General features: G+C 39.3%; 17 protein-coding genes and 1 pseudogene. 16 read left to right on the top strand and 2 right to left on the bottom strand.

The annotated features are described in order from the left end of the window. Nucleotides 1–483 precede the first annotated feature (483 nt). A complete protein-coding gene (locus BWR56_RS06465; protein ID WP_076984678.1) occupies nucleotides 484–3846 on the top strand; it encodes a Cna B-type domain-containing protein in 3363 nt (1120 codons plus the stop codon). A gap of 206 nt (nucleotides 3847–4052) precedes the next feature. Then, complete coding sequence (locus BWR56_RS06460) at nucleotides 4053–4793, top strand: class I SAM-dependent methyltransferase (protein WP_049505550.1); 741 nt, start codon at nucleotides 4053–4055, stop codon at nucleotides 4791–4793. 81 nt (nucleotides 4794–4874) lie between these two features. Here BWR56_RS06460 and BWR56_RS06455 read toward each other — a convergent pair whose 3' ends face one another. Then, nucleotides 4875–5234: a DUF3397 domain-containing protein gene (locus BWR56_RS06455; protein WP_049505549.1), complete on the bottom strand. Its 360-nt coding sequence runs from the start codon at nucleotides 5232–5234 to the stop codon at nucleotides 4875–4877. 91 nt (nucleotides 5235–5325) lie between these two features. On the opposite strand from BWR56_RS06455, the gene mnmL reads away from it, so the two are divergent. From mnmL to BWR56_RS06430, 5 genes are read left to right on the top strand one after another with little or no spacing between them, the layout of a single operon-like run. Then, complete coding sequence (gene mnmL / locus BWR56_RS06450; RefSeq protein WP_000867026.1) at nucleotides 5326–6282, top strand: tRNA modification radical SAM protein MnmL/YtqA; 957 nt, start codon at nucleotides 5326–5328, stop codon at nucleotides 6280–6282. Continuing rightward, nucleotides 6266–6823: a tRNA 5-(aminomethyl)-2-thiouridylate-methyltransferase MnmM gene (mnmM, locus tag BWR56_RS06445; RefSeq protein ID WP_076984677.1), complete on the top strand. Its 558-nt coding sequence runs from the start codon at nucleotides 6266–6268 to the stop codon at nucleotides 6821–6823. Before mnmL ends, mnmM begins: the two co-directional genes overlap by 17 nt. Further along, nucleotides 6816–7070 carry a hypothetical protein gene (locus BWR56_RS06440; RefSeq protein ID WP_000361094.1) on the top strand — a complete coding sequence of 85 codons (255 nt, stop codon included), beginning with the start codon at nucleotides 6816–6818 and terminating at the stop codon, nucleotides 7068–7070. The genes mnmM and BWR56_RS06440 overlap by 8 nt, the downstream gene beginning before the upstream one ends. Before the next feature lie 11 nt (nucleotides 7071–7081). Beyond that, entirely contained in the window at nucleotides 7082–9136 is a 2055-nt protein-coding gene (locus BWR56_RS06435; RefSeq protein ID WP_049505548.1) for a cation:proton antiporter, read from the top strand. A gap of 29 nt (nucleotides 9137–9165) precedes the next feature. Continuing rightward, the gene (locus BWR56_RS06430) at nucleotides 9166–10026 is read left to right on the top strand and encodes a YihY/virulence factor BrkB family protein (protein WP_049505547.1); all 861 of its coding nucleotides are present in this window, start codon (nucleotides 9166–9168) and stop codon (nucleotides 10024–10026) included. A 39-nt stretch (nucleotides 10027–10065) separates the two neighbouring features. Here BWR56_RS06430 and queA read toward each other — a convergent pair whose 3' ends face one another. Then, nucleotides 10066–11094: a tRNA preQ1(34) S-adenosylmethionine ribosyltransferase-isomerase QueA gene (queA, locus tag BWR56_RS06425; RefSeq protein ID WP_049505546.1), complete on the bottom strand. Its 1029-nt coding sequence runs from the start codon at nucleotides 11092–11094 to the stop codon at nucleotides 10066–10068. Nucleotides 11095–11239: 145 nt separating this feature from the next. Here queA and BWR56_RS06420 point away from each other — a divergent pair, with 145 nt between their 5' ends. The 9 genes and pseudogenes from BWR56_RS06420 (at nucleotide 11240) to hemW (ending at nucleotide 17689) form a co-directional block, all read left to right on the top strand. Further along, nucleotides 11240–11947 (top strand): glucosamine-6-phosphate deaminase, encoded by a 708-nt coding sequence (locus BWR56_RS06420; RefSeq protein WP_076984676.1) that lies wholly within the window; start codon nucleotides 11240–11242, stop codon nucleotides 11945–11947. A 77-nt stretch (nucleotides 11948–12024) separates the two neighbouring features. Then, nucleotides 12025–12552, top strand: a complete 528-nt coding sequence (locus tag BWR56_RS06415) for a hypothetical protein (protein WP_049505545.1) — start codon at nucleotides 12025–12027, stop codon at nucleotides 12550–12552. 79 nt (nucleotides 12553–12631) lie between these two features. Next, nucleotides 12632–12808, top strand: a complete 177-nt coding sequence (gene rpsU, locus BWR56_RS06410) for a 30S ribosomal protein S21 (RefSeq protein WP_000048054.1) — start codon at nucleotides 12632–12634, stop codon at nucleotides 12806–12808. A 64-nt stretch (nucleotides 12809–12872) separates the two neighbouring features. Further along, entirely contained in the window at nucleotides 12873–13835 is a 963-nt protein-coding gene (locus tag BWR56_RS06405; RefSeq protein ID WP_049505544.1) for a hypothetical protein, read from the top strand. Between the two features lie 136 nt (nucleotides 13836–13971). Continuing rightward, nucleotides 13972–14907: an HPr(Ser) kinase/phosphatase gene (gene hprK, locus BWR56_RS06400; protein ID WP_049505543.1), complete on the top strand. Its 936-nt coding sequence runs from the start codon at nucleotides 13972–13974 to the stop codon at nucleotides 14905–14907. After that, nucleotides 14900–15687, top strand: a pseudogene (gene lgt, locus BWR56_RS06395) (prolipoprotein diacylglyceryl transferase). Before hprK ends, lgt begins: the two are co-directional and overlap by 8 nt. Further along, nucleotides 15688–16071, top strand: a complete 384-nt coding sequence (locus BWR56_RS06390) for a DUF948 domain-containing protein (RefSeq protein ID WP_049505541.1) — start codon at nucleotides 15688–15690, stop codon at nucleotides 16069–16071. Nucleotides 16072–16086: 15 nt separating this feature from the next. Continuing rightward, nucleotides 16087–16485: a YtxH domain-containing protein gene (locus BWR56_RS06385; protein WP_049505540.1), complete on the top strand. Its 399-nt coding sequence runs from the start codon at nucleotides 16087–16089 to the stop codon at nucleotides 16483–16485. Nucleotides 16486–16558: 73 nt separating this feature from the next. Then, on the top strand, nucleotides 16559–17689 hold the full coding sequence (gene hemW, locus BWR56_RS06380; protein ID WP_049505539.1) for a radical SAM family heme chaperone HemW: 1131 nt from the start codon (nucleotides 16559–16561) through the stop codon (nucleotides 17687–17689).

The raw sequence follows: 17689 nt of genomic DNA, 5'->3' as shown, positions 1-17689 counted from the left end.
TGGTATATGACTATTGCTAAATCTCTTCCGATTTTTACTTATATAAAATAGTTTGGATAATTATTAAGGTGTATCAAACTTATAAATAAATGGAATGTTTTGTGCAATGTTTCTTTCTGTTTGTGTAAAAGAGAAGTTGTTCGTATGTGTACACTAAACTTAAAGAAACTTCAGTGTGATGAAAGAATTAATTTTTATGACAGTAATTTTACACTGTGTCAACATTTTCAAAAGGCAATAACCTCATAATATTACAAAAAAAGTTAATTTTGTTTTATAATGAAATTAAAGGAAATTTCTATATTAAGTACAGAACAAATACGATAAGTATTGTACTCACATATAGTTATGAAATATGTTAATATGATGTAGTTTAATTAATAACTCTCATGTATTTCAATAAGTCTGAAAGGAGATGAGTATTGGGAATCTATTATCAGAGTTGGTCGTTTTAATGTTTTCGGTAATTTAGAAAGGAAGATTATGAAGAACAAGAAATTTTGGTTACCCATCCTAACCTCTCTGGCCTGTTTGCTAGGGATGATCTTTGCTCCAAATTCAGTTCAAGCAAAGGAACTGAAGAACGTTATCAGTAATATTGGAATTTGGGAGGTTGATAATGGTAGATTTATAAAACCGGATGCGAATGGTGTTTATACTCTGTCTCCTGAGCATAATGATTACCCGAACTACAAGTTTATCGTAGATTATGATTTAAGTGCTTACGATGGTAAGTTGGAGGATGGTGACACCTTTACATTCACCGTTCCAGGTCCTTTGTCAGTTAGAGAGGAAACTTTTGATCTAAAGGACAAGGAAACAGACCTTGTTATAGGAGAAGCAAAAATTGTGTCAAATGGTGATAATAATGGTGGAAAGGCTACAATTACCCTAAAAAATTTAAAAACTTACCTAGAGAAGAAGAAGGGAATCTACGTTCAGAATGTTAGAGGAAGCTTCTATCTTGGATTTAGTTCTAAGAATGAACTAAGTGAGCAAACACTACGCTTTGAAAAGACAGAAACAATAAATGAAATTACTTATCAAATCAGGGTTGGTCGAAGAGGTGAGGTTGATTATTCTGAAGGGATTGGCAAAGCCAACTTTAGTAAATATCATGGATTAATTAGTAAGGAAGCCTGGACCTCAAAAGCTTTAAATAAGAGTGGTCAATATCTTCATACGTGGTATGTTAGGGTCAATCCAAAGCAAGCTTCATATGATAAAATTGAGATTCATGATTGGGTCGATCCAAATTCGTCACCAATGCAAATGATTCCAGAATCTCTCAGTGTTATAGCAGGTTGGTATAACAAAGTATACTACATGAAAGACGAGGTAGTTTTAGAAGCTGGTAAAGATTACGAAATTAAGTGGAATAATTCTTATACAGAATTCACCATTATCATTAACAACGCTTCTTCTATCGTAGCTAAAAATGGAAAACCAGCAGCTTTTCGAATTGGTTATAAAACGAGCGCTCCAGGAGATGGTACAAAAGTACTGAATAATGTCGAAGTAAAAGCCAATGATAAAAAACTGGAGTATCAAGATTATAGTAATAAGACGGTACTTCAGCAGATTGGTAATTCTGTTGTGGCCTCAGGAGGAACTATACAATTAGAGACAGCTTACCGTATCATTCTTTATAAGGTGGACGAGCTGACTCATGACCGTCTAAAAGGAGCAAAATTCAAGATTACTCCTCCGGCAGGAGCTACGGCTAAAGAAGAAATTGTAACGACAAATGATGACGGAATTGCTGAATCATCTATTTACTCAGAAAGTGATATCAAGAAAGGGAACTTTACGGTAACCGAAATTGAGGCTCCTGAGGGATATGAGTTGAATCCTACTCCATTTGAGATGACTGTTGGACAAGATGGAGCTATCAAAACAGTTACAAATAAACGTAGCAAAGTTAAAGTTAAGATTAAAGCTAATAAAAAACTTACAGGACGTGAGTTGAAGGCTGAAGAGTTTGAATTCACTTTAACAGACCAAGATGGTAAGGTGAAAGAAACTGTGAAGAATGACAAAGACGGAAACATTGCTTTCTCAGAATTGGAATTTGACAAAGCAGGGACTTATACCTTTAAAATTGCTGAAAAAGCTGGCAGTGATACAAGCATCAAGTACGACACTAAAACTGTCACGGCTACAGTTACTGTAGTAGATAAGGGCAAAGGTGCACTTGAAGCAACTGTTTCTTACGATGACGAAAAAGCTTTCGAGAATACTTACACTCCAGCAAAAACGGAAGTTTCTGTTAAGAAAGTATGGAAGGACGTGAACAACCAAGATGGTAAACGCCCATCTTCTGTCACAGTTAAATTGCTTGCAGATGGTCAAGATACTGGTAAAACACTTGAATTGACTGAAGCAAATGGTTGGGCTGGAAGCTTCAAAGACCTTGATGCTGATAAAGGCGGAACACCTATTAAGTACACAGTAGTAGAAGTAACTGTTGCTGGTTATACTTCTGAAATTACTGGTGATGCTGCATCAGGATTCACCATCACAAATAGCTATTCACCAGAAACAGTTGATGTAAAAGCAACTAAGAACTGGGATGACGCGAATAACCAAGACAGCAAACGTCCGACTAAGATTACAATCAATCTTTTAGCAGACGGTGAGAAAGTAGCATCGAAAGAGGTTCAAGCAGCCGCAGACGGAACTTGGACTGCTACATTCGAAAAATTAGCAAAATATAAAGCTGGTAAAGAAATCAAATACACTGTAACAGAAGAAGCCGTAGCAGAATACGAAGCGACTATTACAGACTTTACCATCACAAACAAATATGCTCCTAAAGAAATTGACTACAAGGTAACAAAAGTATGGAAGGACGCGAACAACCAAGACGGCAAGCGTCCTGAGTCCGTAACGGTTCAACTTTATAAAAAAGTAGGAAATGCAGATCCAGTAGCCGTTGAAGGTAAGAAATTGACCTTAACAGCTAAGGATAAGACTGACGATAACACTTGGGTAGCATCCTTCACCAATCTTCCACAATACGAAGCTGGAAAAGAAATCACCTATTCTATCAAGGAAGTGGATGTACCAGCTGGTTACGAAGCCTCTGTGACTGGTCAGGTCGTGACAAACACTCACACACCAGAAACAGTTGTTCTTTCAGGAACTAAGGTGTGGAAAGATAACAACAACCAAGACGGCAAACGTACAACATCTGTGAAAGTTCAAATTCTTAACGGCGACAAGGTTGTTCAAGAAATTGAAGTTTCAGAAAAAACTGGCTGGAAGTTCGAATCTAAAAAACTTCCTAAGTATGAGAATGGTAAGGAAATCAAGTACACTGTCAAAGAAACTGCTATGACAGAATACAAAGCAACCATCACTACAGATAAGGATGGCAAGTACACCATTACCAACGAACATACTCCAGAGAAAACATCTGTAAAAGGTAAGAAGATCTGGAAAGATGAAGATAACAAAGATGGCATCCGTCCAGCATCTATCACCGTAAAACTTCTTGCAGATGGTAAGGAAACTGGTCAGACAGCTACAGTGTCAGAAACAAGTGGCTGGACTTATGAGTTTACAGGTCTTGATCGTTATCAAGAAGGTAAGGAGATTGCCTACACTGTTGAAGAAGTGAATGTTCCAGATGGTTATACAGCTTCAGTAGAAGGTTACAACATTACAAATACGCACACTCCTGAAAAACCAACACCTGGCAAACCAAATGAACCAGGTAAGCCTAAAAAAGGTGGGGAATTGCCTAATACAGGAAGCGAGTCTAACCAAGTGGCTCTAGTAGCTGGAATCGCCCTTCTTGGATTGGGAACAGGATTCTTGGCAAGACGCAAAAAAGAAGATTAAGTTTTTTAAACGGTATCTTTCACGAAATTTTGCAAGACAGTTTAAAAGTGGAAACAAGTGTCAATGGAAATTGGCACTTGTTTTTTTGTAACTGACCCTGGTTCTACTACCGGATACAAGTGGATAGTTGCCACTTACTGAAAAGCTATTATTTTTGCTACGAAATCCTCTATAATAGGTGACAAATAAAAAAGGAGATGTTGCATATGATTGAAACAAGATTACAAGATAAATTGAAGTCAGGTTTAAAGGTAGAAAATTTTCAAAAAGATGGCGATATCTATCTGTCTCTTAATCCAGATTATCTATCTGGAGATAATGCTAAATACATGACCATGTATAACCGTATGGCTCGCTGGTACGATATGAGTGAGAAATGGATAGGACCACTTCTCCACGGCAAAGCAATTGATAAGTTGAGAAGGGATCTGATGGAGGAAATAGAATGGAAAGATAATTTATCTGTTCTCTATGTCTCTATAGGGACTGGTCAAGACCTACGTTATATTCCTGAGACAATTGACCTGAAAAGTTTAGATTTTGTAGGGGTAGATATTTCTATCAGTATGCTAAAAAAATGCCAGAAATCTTGCGCTAAAAAGACCAATCTGCAACTTTTCCATGCTTGCGCGGAGGATCTCCCCTTTGCGGATAATAGTTTTGACATTGTCTACCATATTGGCGGAATCAATTTTTTCAATGATAAGGCCAAGGCTATGCAGGAAATGCTACGAGTGGCGAAGCCAGGGACTAAGATTTTAATTGCAGATGAGACGGCTGACTATGTGGATCAGCAATATAAGAAAAATCATTTTAGTAAGGATTATTTTAAAGATGCTACTGTTGATTTGAGTGAAATTGAGAATGCTGTTCCAAGCGAAGTTAAGGAAAAGGAAATGAAGCTTCTTTGGGATGGCAAATTCTACGCCTTGACATTTAGGAAATAAGAAAAAGTATTTTGGTAGAGCTTAGAAAGTAAGTATGAAGATAAAAATATTCCCTTAGACAGCTGTCTGAGGGAATGTTTTTTATGGGAGCATCATCAATTCGACAACCATAGAAATGTAGATGATTAAGGTAAGGAGAAAACCGGCTCTCCAGAAGAATTTGATGAATTTAGGGTAATAAAAACTTCGTTTTTTGACAAGGAAAAAGACTACAAGGAGGATTGCTAGGAGAGAAAGTGCGACTCCAAGTCGCGGTAGAAAGTTGTGGGTAAAAGCTTTAGCAGTAATCAGATAGTACTCGAATACCAAAAGTGGAAAAGCGAGATCCGCGAAATTAAATCCTATTTTCCTAAGTCCGAAAAGCTTGGTGACAATAAAGCAAACCACCAAGGTTAATATCAATAATAAAATAGATGCTATTTTCATTAAAATCATACCCATATTGTATCATAAAAAAACGCTAAAGGAAATGAGAAACAAGGGAATTTGTAGGAAAGTCAGGCTTTTGAGATTGTAGGTGTTTTTTGTTATAATGAAAGTTATGAAATCTTATAATACCTTGAATGATTATTATCGAAAACTTTTTGGAGAAAAGACTTTCAAAGTTCCTATTGATGCGGGATTTGACTGTCCAAATCGTGATGGAACTGTAGCTCATGGTGGTTGTACTTTTTGTACGGTTTCAGGTTCTGGAGATGCCATTGTGGCACCGGATGCCCCTATCCGTGAGCAATTTTATAAGGAAATTGACTTTATGCACCGCAAGTGGCCAGATGTTCAGAAGTACTTGGTTTATTTTCAAAATTTTACCAACACCCATGAAAAGGTGGAAGTCATCCGAGAACGTTATGAGCAGGCCATCAACGAGCCAGGTGTAGTTGGAATCAATATTGGAACACGGCCAGATTGTTTACCAGACGAAACTATCGAATATTTGGCTGAGTTGTCGGAGCGTATGCATGTGACGGTTGAATTGGGCTTGCAGACCACTTTTGAAGCAACCTCTGACTTGATTAACCGTGCCCATTCTTATGAATTGTATGTTGAAACAGTAAAACGCTTGAGAAAGTATCCCAAGATTGAGATTGTTTCCCATTTGATCAATGGTTTGCCCGGTGAGACTCATGAGATGATGATTGAAAATGTCCGTCGCTGTGTCACGGACAATGATATTCAAGGAATTAAGCTGCACTTGCTTCACCTCATGACCAATACACGGATGCAGCGAGATTACCACGAAGGACGTTTGCAACTGATGAGTCAGGACGAGTATGTCAAGGTCATTTGTGACCAGTTGGAAATCATTCCCAAGCATATCGTCATCCATCGAATTACAGGAGATGCACCGAGAGATATGTTGATTGGTCCTATGTGGAGCCTCAATAAATGGGAAGTGCTAAATGCTATTGAAACTGAGATGCGCCGTCGTGGAAGTGTGCAAGGATGCAAGGCTGTAAAACAGGAGTTTAAAAATGAAAAGACCACTTGAGATGGCACATGATTTTTTGGCGGGAGTTGTGACAAAAGAGGATATCGTAGTGGATGCGACTATGGGTAATGGCCACGATACGCTATTTTTAGCCAAGCTAGCCAAGCAAGTCTATGCCTTTGATATCCAGGAGCAGGCTTTGGAGAAAACCCAAGAGCGTTTGGAGCGGGCTGGAATGACAAATGCCCAGTTAATCTTGCAGGGTCATGAGACACTTGATCAATTTGTGACAGAAGCTAAGGCAGGGATTTTTAATCTGGGTTATCTGCCTTCTGCTGACAAATCCGTCATCACTCAACCTCAGACCACTATCGAAGCCTTAGAAAAGCTGTGTCATTTGCTTGTCAAAGGGGGACGGATTGCTATCATGATCTACTATGGTCATGAGGGAGGAGATACTGAGAGGGATGCTGTATTGGAGTTTGTTAGCCAGTTGAACCAACAAGAGTATACAGCTACCATTTATCGGACTCTCAACCAAGTTAATAATCCACCGTTTTTAGTTATGATTGAAAAATTAGAAAGGTATAGACATGGATAAACAATACCTTCGTGAGAAGCTTGAGGCAATGCGCCAAAATTTTGTCGAGTCAACGCATCACGAGCGAGCAGTTGGGGTGCTCGACGAAGCACATATGAGCAAGAAAATGCTTAAAATTAAGAAAAAATTAGTGGCTCTTGAAATGGAACGATGCCAGAAAAAAATTGAGCACAAAGACTGTTCTAAGATTGATCAGAAAATTCAAGAGCAAAAGGAGATTTTTGAATCTTGTTGTAAAAAAGATTAAGGAGGAATTGTGTGGAATTACTCATTTACTTGATTCTATTTTTATTTGTCTTAATCATTTCAACTACGACCAATAAACTTCTGCCTTTTGTGCCCCTTCCTCTTGTACAAATCCTTTTGGGGATTGGGATTGGTTTATTTGTTCCCGATGCGGACTTTCATCTCAATACAGAGCTGTTTCTAGCCATGGTTATTGGTCCCTTACTTTTCCGGGAGGCAGAAGAAGCGGATATTACGTCCATTTTGAAGCATTGGCGGATTGTCGTCTTTCTGATCTTTCCTGTGATTTTTATCTCGACCTTAAGCTTGGGGGGCATGGCTCACTTCCTTTGGATGACTCTTCCTTTGGCGGCCTGTTTAGCAGTTGGAGCGGCACTTGGGCCAACAGATTTGGTTGCCTTCGCGTCTCTTTCTGAACGTTTTCGTTTTCCCAAACGGGTTTCCAATATCCTAAAAGGGGAAGGACTCTTAAATGACGCTTCTGGTTTGGTTGCCTTTCAGATGGCTCTGGCTGCTTGGACAACAGGAACCTTTTCTCTCAGCCAAGCTGGAACTTCCCTAGCACTTTCTATACTTGGTGGTTTTGTAGTCGGTTTTGTGACGGCTATGGTCAATCGTTTCTTGCATACCTTTTTACTGAGTGTGCGAGCGATAGATATAGCCAGTGAACTATTGCTAGAGCTAAGTTTGCCGCTCATGACCTTTTTCATCGCAGAAGAGTTTCATGTTTCAGGGATTATCGCAGTAGTGGTTGCAGGTATTTTGAAGGCCAGTCGCTTTAAGAAAATTACGCTCCTTGAGGCTCAGGTAGACACTGTGACGGAGACCGTTTGGCACACCGTGACCTTTATGCTAAATGGATCAGTCTTTGTTATCCTGGGAATGGAATTAGAGTTGATAGCAGAGCCAATTTTGTCTAATTCTCTCTACAATCCCCTTCTTTTACTGCTTTCAGTTGTCGTTCTGACCTTCTTGCTTTTTGCGATCCGCTTTGTCATGATTGCTGGTTTTTACTTTGTGAGAACGCGTCGACTTAAGAAAAAAATTCATAAGTACATGAAAGATATGCTTCTTTTGACCTTCTCTGGTGTCAAAGGGACAGTATCTATCGCGACCATTCTCCTCATACCAAGCCATTTGGAGCAGGAATATCCTTTGTTGCTCTTCCTAGTAGCAGGCGTTACACTATTGAGCTTTCTAACAGGTTTATTGCTCCTCCCTCACTTATCTGAGGAACAAGAGGAAAGCAAGGATCATTTGATGCATATTGCGATTTTGAATGATGTAGCTGCAGAATTAGAAAAAGAACTAGACCATCACAAAAACAAACTTCCTCTTTATGCAGCTATTGATAACTATCATGGTCGGATTGAAAACCTCATCCTTAGTCTGGAAAATAAGAGAGTCCAAGAGGACTGGGAGTCCCTCAAGCTTCTTATCTTGAGTATTGAGAGTGATGGTTTGGAGCAAGCCTACGAAGAAAATAGAATCAGCGAGCGTGGCTATCGAGTTTACCAACGTTACCTAAAAAACATGGAGCAGAGTATCAATCGGAATTTCGCTTCTAGAGTGACGTATTACTTCCTAGTTTCCTTACGGATACTGCGCTTTCTACTCCATGAAATGTTTACCTTTGGCAAAACTTTCCGTAGTTGGATGAATGAAGAATCTCGTAAACTACTAGCAGTTGACTATGATCAGATTTCAGAGTTGTATTTGGAAAATACAGAGTTGATTATCGAGAGTTTGGAAAACCTAAAAGGGGTTTATAAGAGTTCTCTGATTAGCTTTATGCAAGAGTCTCGTCTACGCGAGACGGCCATTATTGGAAGTGGTGCCTTTGTTGAGCGGGTTATCAATCGCATCAAGCCAAACAATATTGATGAAATGCTACGAGGCTACTATCTCGAACGTAAGGCAATCTTTGAATACGAAGAAGCTAAACTGATAACAGCCAAGTATGCCAAAAAACTACGACAAAATGTGAATAATTTAGAGAATTATTCTCTGAAAGAAGCCGCAAATACTTTACCTTATGATATGCTAGATTTAATCAGAAGAACTTAGACGATGAAGAAAATGACGGAGGATGAAACATGAAAAAGTGGTGGAAGGAGCTAATGGATAAGCCCTTATTGAAAGCTTTTTTGCATTATTATCAAGCATCTGATAGCGAGTTGACCAGTGTTGCGGTTGCCTACTATTGGTTGATTTCAATCTTTCCTTTACTAATGATAATGGTCAATATTTTGCCTTATTTTCAGATTCCAGTCTCAAATTTCTTACTGACGATCAAGGAATTTTTGCCCGATACGGTGTATGATGTGGTTGCCAAGATTGTCCGAGAAGTTCTGACTCAACCATCGACTGGTTTGCTGAGTTTTGCCGTTTTATCTGCCCTCTGGACCTTTTCGAAATCAATGGATTTTCTCCAAAAAGCTTTTAACAAAGCCTATGGAGTGACCAAGAGTCGAGGCATTATCTCCCATCAGTTGATGAGTCTACTTGTTAGTTTTGGCCTGCAGATTCTTTTTGCCTTGGCCTTGTTTTTGAGTATGTTTGGTCGTATGTTGCTCAACCTCCTCAAAACTTACTGGCAATCAGACAATCCGCTATTTTCCTACCTGCAAGACTTTACAGGCCCTCTGGTCTATGCCTTGATCTTTGCCATTCTAGTTATGATCTATTACTTCCTTCCAAAAGTAAAAGCACCACGAATCCGCTATGTTTTACCAGGAAGTGTCTTTGTCTTGCTAACTCTTATCTTTTTATTGAACATCTTTTCTGTCTACGTCAATAGTTATGTCAATCATCTGGTTGATGTTCGATTTTTCAGTTCCATTATCGTGGTGGTCATGATGTTCTGGTTTATTCTCATTGCAAAGATTTTGATTATCGGAGCAGTTATCAATGCCAGTGTTCAGAGCTTGAAAGATCCAAAGTTTAGTATGGAATAATTAGAAAAATCCCTATTAGGTTTCCTAATAGGGATTTTCTTAATAGATAAACATGGCATCTCCAAAACTGAAGAAGCGGTAGTGTTCTTGGATGGCATGGTGATAGGCATCTAGGACTAAGTCACGACCGGCAAAGGCAGAAACTAGCATAACAAGAGTTGATTTGGGCAGGTGGAAGTTGGTTGAGAAGGCGTCTACAACCTTCCAGTCGTAGCCTGGTTTGATAAAGATATTGGTCCAGCCAGAATCTGCTTGAATTTGCCCATTAAACTTGGAACCGATGGTTTCCAGTGTGCGGATCGAAGTGGTTCCAACAGCGATGACGCGACCTCCATTTTCCTTGACTGAGCGAAGGGTGGCAGCTGCTTCCTCAGAAAGTTGGTAGAACTCCGAGTGCATTTCATGTTCGTCAAGATTGTCAACAGAAACGGGTCTAAAGGTTCCGAGTCCGACGTGAAGAGTGAGATAGACCAGATGAACACCTTTGGCTTGGATTTCTGCTAGCAGTTCTTTGGTGAAGTGCAGTCCAGCAGTTGGTGCAGCAGCAGAGCCACTTTCTTTAGCGTAGACCGTTTGATAACGTTCACGGTCATCTAGTTTTTCGTGGATGTAGGGCGGTAGTGGCATTTCACCCAGACTTTCCAAGACTTCTAGGAAAATTCCTCGGTATTCAAAGCGGACAATGCGACCCCCGTGGGTCAATTCTTCCGTAACGACAGCGCTGAGGCGACCATCGCCAAAGTTAACACGAGTCCCAATCTTGAGGCGTTTAGCAGGTTTAGCCAGAACTTCCCACTCATCACCACTAGTATTTTTGAGTAGGAGAAGCTCCACATGACCTCCTGTTTCTTCCTTTTGACCATAGAGGCGGGCAGGGAGAACGCGAGTGTCATTCATGACAAGGGCGTCACCAGGTTCCAACATATCAATAATAGAGTGGAAGTGTTTATCCTGCATTTCTCCCGTTTCACGATTAACGATAAGGAGTTTGGAGGCATCTCGTTTTTCAAGGGGCGTTTGTGCAATCAATTCCTCTGGTAAGTGGAAATCAAAATCAGCTGTATTCATTTTTCATCATTCTTTCTAAGTTCTAATCCTATCCATTATAACATGTTTCAAGTTTGGACGCTCTTTTTTTAGAAATTAAATCGTTTTCACTTGACAAAAATTGGTCTATACCATATAATAAATATAGAAATATGGAGGATATAAAATGAAAGTTATAAAAGTTGAGAATCAAGTCGAAGGTGGAAAAGTAGCTTTTGAGATTTTGAAGGAAAAATTGTCCAATGGTGCTCAAACATTAGGACTTGCAACAGGAAGCAGCCCACTTGAATTTTACAAGGAAATTGTTGAGAGTGACCTTGATTTTTCAAATCTAACCAGTGTGAATCTTGATGAGTATGTAGGGCTTGATGGGGACAATCCACAATCTTACCGTTACTTCATGCAGGAAAACTTGTTTAACCAAAAACCATTTAAAGAAAGCTTCTTGCCACGTGGTGTTAAGGACAATGCTGAAGAAGAAGTAGAACGATATAATCAAATTTTGGCTGACCATCCAGTTGATTTGCAAATCTTGGGAATTGGTCGCAATGGACATATCGGCTTTAACGAGCCAGGAACTCCATTTGATAGCCAAACGCATCTAGTAGAACTTGATCAATCTACCATCGAAGCCAATGCACGTTTCTTTGACAAGATTGAAGACGTCCCAACTCAAGCCATTTCAATGGGAATTAAAAACATCTTGGATGCCAAGTCAATTATTCTCTTTGCTTACGGTGAGTCGAAAGCAGAAGCCATTGCTGGAACAGTATCAGGCCCAGTGACTGAGAATCTCCCAGCAAGCAGTCTACAAAACCACCCTGATGTGACTATTATCGCTGATGCAGAAGCGCTCAGCCTGCTTGAAAAATAAAAATTACAAGAACCACTTGCTCTTTGGAGTGAGTGGTTTTAGACATATAAAACTTCAACATTACGTTAGGGGACCACATGAATAAAGAAGAATTTCTAAAAGTAAAAGAAGCGTATAAGAACGTTAGGCTAGAAGAGAAAAAGAAGATAATAGACTTCCTCTTAAATAAGAAAAATAATCATGGAAACTTAATATTTTTTAAAAAAACAGATATAAATAAAAATGAGTTGAATAAAGGTGAGGATATATCATTTGTACAGACAAGTGGAGGAAGTGGAAAACCAAATTACTCATCAGGAGGTACTTTATCTAAACCGTATGATTTATCAAATCACATGTATATTGATTTGTCATATAAAGGGAATGATGTACTAATCTCTTTACAGTCTTTTGATATTGATCCAAATAAGAAAAAGAGTCTTCATGTCTTATACGATCGAATAGGTATTATGTTTGGAAAAGATGACATAATTTTGTTACCAGATAATAAATCAAAAGTCAGTGATGCTTTTCTTAAAATGGAAACAACAAACTGGGAATTGCCTTTATCTGAAGCAGAGATGGAGGAGATGGTGAACTATATTATTAATCATTATGAAGAATAAAAAACTTAGTTTCCTCTTGACATTTATTCATTTTGCATGTAAAATGGAATAGATCTTGAACTTGAAGGGAGTGAAAAAAATGTCTAAAACAGTAGTACGTAAGAATGAATCTCTTGACGATGCACTTCGTCGTTTCAAACGTGCGGTTACTAAAGCTGGTACTCTTCAAGAAACACGCAAACGTGAATTCTATGAAAAACCTTCTGTAAAACGTAAACGTAAATCAGAAGCAGCTCGTAAACGTAAAAAATTCTAATTTGAAATGAAAGGCTAGACTTGTCTAGTCTTTTTTTACATAGTATTTAGAGGAACAAATTCTTATGAAAGAGTATATAAAAGAATATCAAAAGATGCGTGATAATCACTTGGAAGATTGGGGTTATTATGCTGATCCGATAGATTGGAAGGAATTTGAAGAGTCAAACCAAAGAATTTTTGAAAAGTATTTGACCGATTCAAAAGTATTGTCTGACAAGGTTTTAAGAGTAAAATTGTACAGTAGCTTATTGCTAGATGATATTCAATATTTTGCTTATTATGCTGCGTTTTTAGATGGGGATTATAAGCAGTTAAACAACGCTCTATGGCAAACAGGAAGAACCGAGTTGCTGAGAGGCGGTTTGTTGGCAAGTGGAACCATTTACACAGATGGGATTTTGAAAGGCTTGTTTACCTCTTTTGCTTGTAACGATTTTTCAGTCATTCCATCATTCATCCCCAAAGATTTACCCTTGTTGAAAGGAACCTATTATCCAGAAAATGTGATGAATCTTTTATACGCTCTTTATTATCAAGATGAAGAAAGATTATCCGAGTCGCTCTTGCGTGCACAACAGTTTTTAGGGAAGAAAAAACGAACTGGTATGGAAGAATTTTCTGTTCGGTATTTTATAAACTTGGCAAAAAAAGATGCAGTTTCATTAAGTGAGTCCTTACAAAGTTTATGCCAAGCTTATCAGAGACGAGGCTTCCCCTATGAAAAAATTGATAAGTGCTTTGCGGATGAGATTCATGGTCTATATCGATTGGTACGATTGTTTGACCATTCCTTGTTTGAAGAAGTCAGCATGCCATCTCATAAGACTTTTTTGAAGGAGTTTGAAGAATGGCAAGTCCAAAATCAGTTTCCACAAGGTCAACAGTGCTATACCTATCCTCAAGATATGGCTGATGCAAACAGAATGTTAACAAAAGGTCTTCCAAGGATTTACTTAGAAAAATCTGGAAGGGACTTGGTGATAGATGTTGACCAATTTGCAGTAGATTTGTCTCGATTAATTTGAAGGAGTACGAAAAGACTTCCTAGTCAAATCTTTTCCCAAGCTACATCAAATAAATACTGTAAATCCTGCAAAAAAAGGAAACTTCCACCTACAATCTGATATAATAGTAGGGAGAACTCGATTGAAGGAGGAAATTATGTCGGTTTTAGTAAGAGATGTCATTGAAAAACTCAGACTAGATATTGTCTATGGTGAAGGCGAATTACTTGAAAAAGAAATCAATACTGCAGACATTATGAGACCTGGTCTTGAAATGACGGGCTATTTTGATTACTATACACCAGAACGGATTCAGCTGTTAGGGATGAAGGAGTGGTCCTATTTAGTTGCCATGCCTGCCCAGAACCGTTATCAAGTTTTGAAGAAAATGTTTCTACCTGAAACACCTGCGGTTATCGTTGCTCGTGGTTTGGTAGTGCCAGAGGAAATGTTGAGGGCTGCTAGAGAATGTAAGATTGCGATTTTAACCAGTCGAACAGCAACCAGTCGTTTATCTGGAGAACTTTCTAGCTACCTTGATTCCCGTTTGGCTAAACGTACCAGTGTGCATGGTGTCTTGATGGATATCTATGGCATGGGTGTCTTGATCCAAGGGGATAGTGGTATAGGTAAGAGCGAGACAGGTCTTGAGCTTGTGAAACGTGGACACCGTCTGGTAGCAGACGATCGTGTAGATATTTATTCTAAAGATGAAATGACTCTTTGGGGTGAACCTGCTGAAATCTTGAAACATTTACTTGAGATTCGTGGAGTTGGGATTATCGATATCATGAGTCTTTATGGTGCAAGTGCTGTAAAAGATTCTTCACAAGTTCAACTAGCAGTTTATTTGGAAAACTACGATACGCATAAGACCTTTGATCGCTTAGGAAATAATGCTGAAGAAATCGAAATTTCTGGTGTAGCCATTCCGCGTATCCGCATTCCGGTAAAAACAGGACGCAATATTTCTGTTGTTATTGAAGCGGCTGCCATGAACTACCGTGCTAAGGAAATGGGCTTTGATGCGACACGTTTATTTGAAGAACGCTTGACAAATCTAATCGCTCAAAATGAGGTGAAACATGATTAATCCAGTCGCATTTGAAATTGGTCCCTTTGCTATTCGTTGGTATGCTTTGTGTATTGTAGCTGGTTTGGTTCTGGCAGTTTATCTTGCCATGAAAGAAGCTCCTAAAAAGAAAATTCTATCAGATGATATTTTGGATTTTATTCTGATTGCTTTTCCGGTAGCTATTTTAGGTGCTAGACTATACTACGTACTCTTTCGCTTAGATTATTATCTGCAAAATCCAGGTGAAATCATTGCTATTTGGAATGGTGGTTTGGCCATTTACGGAGGATTGATAGCGGGCGCTATTGTCCTTTATATCTTTGCAGATAGAAAGCTGATTAATACTTGGGATTTCTTAGATATTGCAGCACCGAGCGTCATGGTTGCCCAGAGTTTAGGGCGCTGGGGAACTTCTTTAATCAAGAAGCCTACGGTGCAGCAGTAGATAATCTGGATTATTTGCCAGGCTTCATTCGTGACCAGATGTACATTGATGGTAGCTACCGTCAGCCGACCTTCTTATATGAGTCGGTTTGGAATCTGATTGGATTTGCTTTGATTCTGATTTTTAGACGAAAATTAAAAGGAATCAGACGTGGTCAGATCACGGCATTCTACTTGATTTGGTATGGCTTTGGTCGTATGATCATCGAAGGCATGCGGACGGATAGTCTCATGTTCTTTGGTCTGCGAGTTTCCCAATGGTTATCAGTTGTCCTTATCGGACTCGGTATTTTTATCATACTTTATCAAAATCGAAAGAAAGCCCCTTTCTATCATACAGAGGAGGAAAAATAAATGTTAGAAGTTGCATATATACTTGTTGCGATTGCTTTGATTGTCTGTTTAGTCTATTTGACAATCACGATTCAAAAAGCAGGTCGTATGATTGATGAGACAGAGAAAACCATCAAAACCTTGAGCTCAGATGTGAACGTTACCTTACATCATACTAATGAATTGTTGGTCAAGGTCAATGTGTTAGCAGACGATATCAATATCAAAGTTGCGACGATTGATCCACTTTTTACAGCTGTGGCTGACTTGTCAGAGTCGGTATCTGATCTCAACCAACATGCACGTGTTTTAGGTAAAAAGGCTTCATCTGCTGGTTCGAAGACCATCAAAACAGGTGCAGGCTTGTCCGCACTTCGTGTTGCAAGTAAATTTTTCAAAAAATAAAAAAGGAGAAATCTTATGGGAAAACTATCCTCTATCCTTTTAGGAACAGTTTCAGGTGCTGCTCTTGCTTTGTTTTTGACGAGTGACAAGGGCAAGCAAGTTTGTAGTCAAGCTCAGGATTTTCTAGATGATTTGAGAGAAGATCCAGAATATGCTAGAGAGCAGGTTTGTGAGAAACTAACAGAAGTGAAGGAACAGGCAACGGACTTTGTGCTGAAAACAAAGGAACAAGTAGAATCTGGTGAAATCACTTTTGATAGTGTCCTTGGCCAAGCTAAAAACTGTGCTCGACAAGCGACAGAAGCGTCAAAGGAAACCTTTAACAACCTCAAGGAGCAGTGGCAGGAGCAGTCAGAAACTCCAGACGTCGCTGAAGACCAAGAAGAAATCATCATCGATATTACTGAAGTATAAGGTATCACCATCTCTGGTTTTTGGAGATGGTGATTTTTATCTGCAAGCCTGTCTTTATGGTATAATAAGTACTATGCAGAAAAAACCAACGTCCGCCTACGTGCATATTCCCTTTTGCACACAGATTTGTTATTATTGTGACTTTTCAAAAGTTTTTATCAAGAATCAACCAGTAGATAGTTACCTGGAGCATCTGCTAGAGGAGTTTCGTTTTTATGATATCCAAAAGTTACGAACTCTCTACATTGGAGGTGGGACGCCAACGGCTTTGTCCGCTTCGCAATTAGAAGTGCTCTTGGATGGCCTGACTAAAAATCTAGACTTGTCTGTCTTGGAAGAGTTGACCATTGAGGCCAATCCAGGAGACTTGGATACAGATAAGATTGCGGTTTTGAAACGGTCGCCAGTCAATCGTGTTTCTTTAGGTGTGCAGACTTTTGATGACAAAATGCTGAAAAAGATTGGGCGCAGTCATTTGGAGAAGGATATTTATGAAAATATCGACCGTCTTAAATTGGCTGGTTTTGACAATATCTCCATCGACTTGATTTATGCTCTACCCGGTCAAACTATGGATCAGGTCAAGGACAATGTGGCTAAGGCTATCTCGCTTGATATTCCTCATATGAGCCTTTATAGCTTGATTTTGGAAAATCATACGGTCTTTATGAACCGCATGCGACGAGGGAAGTTGCCCCTACCCAAGGAAGAGTTAGAAGCGGAGATGTTTGAGTACATTATCGCAGAACTGGAGCGAGCTGGTTTTGAGCATTATGAGATTTCCAATTTCTCTAAACCCGGATTTGAAAGTCGCCACAATCTCATGTACTGGGACAATGCCGAGTATTATGGTATCGGTGCAGGTGCTTCGGGTTATGTGGACGGGGTGCGTTATAAAAACCACGGTCCTATCCGCCACTATCTCACTGCGGTAGAGGCAGGAAATGCTCGGATTACAGAAGAACACCTGAGTCAAAGGGAGCAGATGGAAGAAGAAATGTTCCTAGGCCTCCGCAAGAAATCAGGTGTTTCTATGGCGCGATTTGAGGAAAAATTTGGACGGTCCTTTGATGGACTTTATGGCGAGATCATCAGAGACTTGGTTCAACAAGGACTCATGCAGATCGACGGTGATCGTATCCGAATGACAAAGAGGGGTCTCTTCTTGGGAGACACTGTAGCAGAACGATTTATTTTGGAGTAG

Source organism: Streptococcus oralis, from assembly GCF_001983955.1.
GTDB lineage: Bacteria > Bacillota > Bacilli > Lactobacillales > Streptococcaceae > Streptococcus > Streptococcus jiangnanensis.
This window is presented reverse-complemented; position numbering and strand designations above follow the sequence as displayed.

What these genes read in the sequence shown, in the direction of transcription:
- BWR56_RS06465 (WP_076984678.1), top strand. Translation starts at nt 484, where the DNA reads ATGAAGAACAAGAAATTTTGGTTACCCATCCTAACCTCTCTGGCCTGT.
- BWR56_RS06460 (WP_049505550.1), top strand. Translation starts at nt 4,053, where the DNA reads ATGATTGAAACAAGATTACAAGATAAATTGAAGTCAGGTTTAAAGGTA.
- BWR56_RS06455 (WP_049505549.1), bottom strand. Translation starts at nt 5,234, where the DNA reads ATGGGTATGATTTTAATGAAAATAGCATCTATTTTATTATTGATATTA.
- mnmL (WP_000867026.1), top strand. Translation starts at nt 5,326, where the DNA reads ATGAAAGTTATGAAATCTTATAATACCTTGAATGATTATTATCGAAAA.
- mnmM (WP_076984677.1), top strand. Translation starts at nt 6,266, where the DNA reads ATGAAAAGACCACTTGAGATGGCACATGATTTTTTGGCGGGAGTTGTG.
- BWR56_RS06440 (WP_000361094.1), top strand. Translation starts at nt 6,816, where the DNA reads ATGGATAAACAATACCTTCGTGAGAAGCTTGAGGCAATGCGCCAAAAT.
- BWR56_RS06430 (WP_049505547.1), top strand. Translation starts at nt 9,166, where the DNA reads ATGAAAAAGTGGTGGAAGGAGCTAATGGATAAGCCCTTATTGAAAGCT.
- queA (WP_049505546.1), bottom strand. Translation starts at nt 11,094, where the DNA reads ATGAATACAGCTGATTTTGATTTCCACTTACCAGAGGAATTGATTGCA.
- BWR56_RS06420 (WP_076984676.1), top strand. Translation starts at nt 11,240, where the DNA reads ATGAAAGTTATAAAAGTTGAGAATCAAGTCGAAGGTGGAAAAGTAGCT.
- BWR56_RS06415 (WP_049505545.1), top strand. Translation starts at nt 12,025, where the DNA reads ATGAATAAAGAAGAATTTCTAAAAGTAAAAGAAGCGTATAAGAACGTT.
- rpsU (WP_000048054.1), top strand. Translation starts at nt 12,632, where the DNA reads ATGTCTAAAACAGTAGTACGTAAGAATGAATCTCTTGACGATGCACTT.
- BWR56_RS06405 (WP_049505544.1), top strand. Translation starts at nt 12,873, where the DNA reads ATGAAAGAGTATATAAAAGAATATCAAAAGATGCGTGATAATCACTTG.
- hprK (WP_049505543.1), top strand. Translation starts at nt 13,972, where the DNA reads ATGTCGGTTTTAGTAAGAGATGTCATTGAAAAACTCAGACTAGATATT.
- BWR56_RS06390 (WP_049505541.1), top strand. Translation starts at nt 15,688, where the DNA reads ATGTTAGAAGTTGCATATATACTTGTTGCGATTGCTTTGATTGTCTGT.
- BWR56_RS06385 (WP_049505540.1), top strand. Translation starts at nt 16,087, where the DNA reads ATGGGAAAACTATCCTCTATCCTTTTAGGAACAGTTTCAGGTGCTGCT.
- hemW (WP_049505539.1), top strand. Translation starts at nt 16,559, where the DNA reads ATGCAGAAAAAACCAACGTCCGCCTACGTGCATATTCCCTTTTGCACA.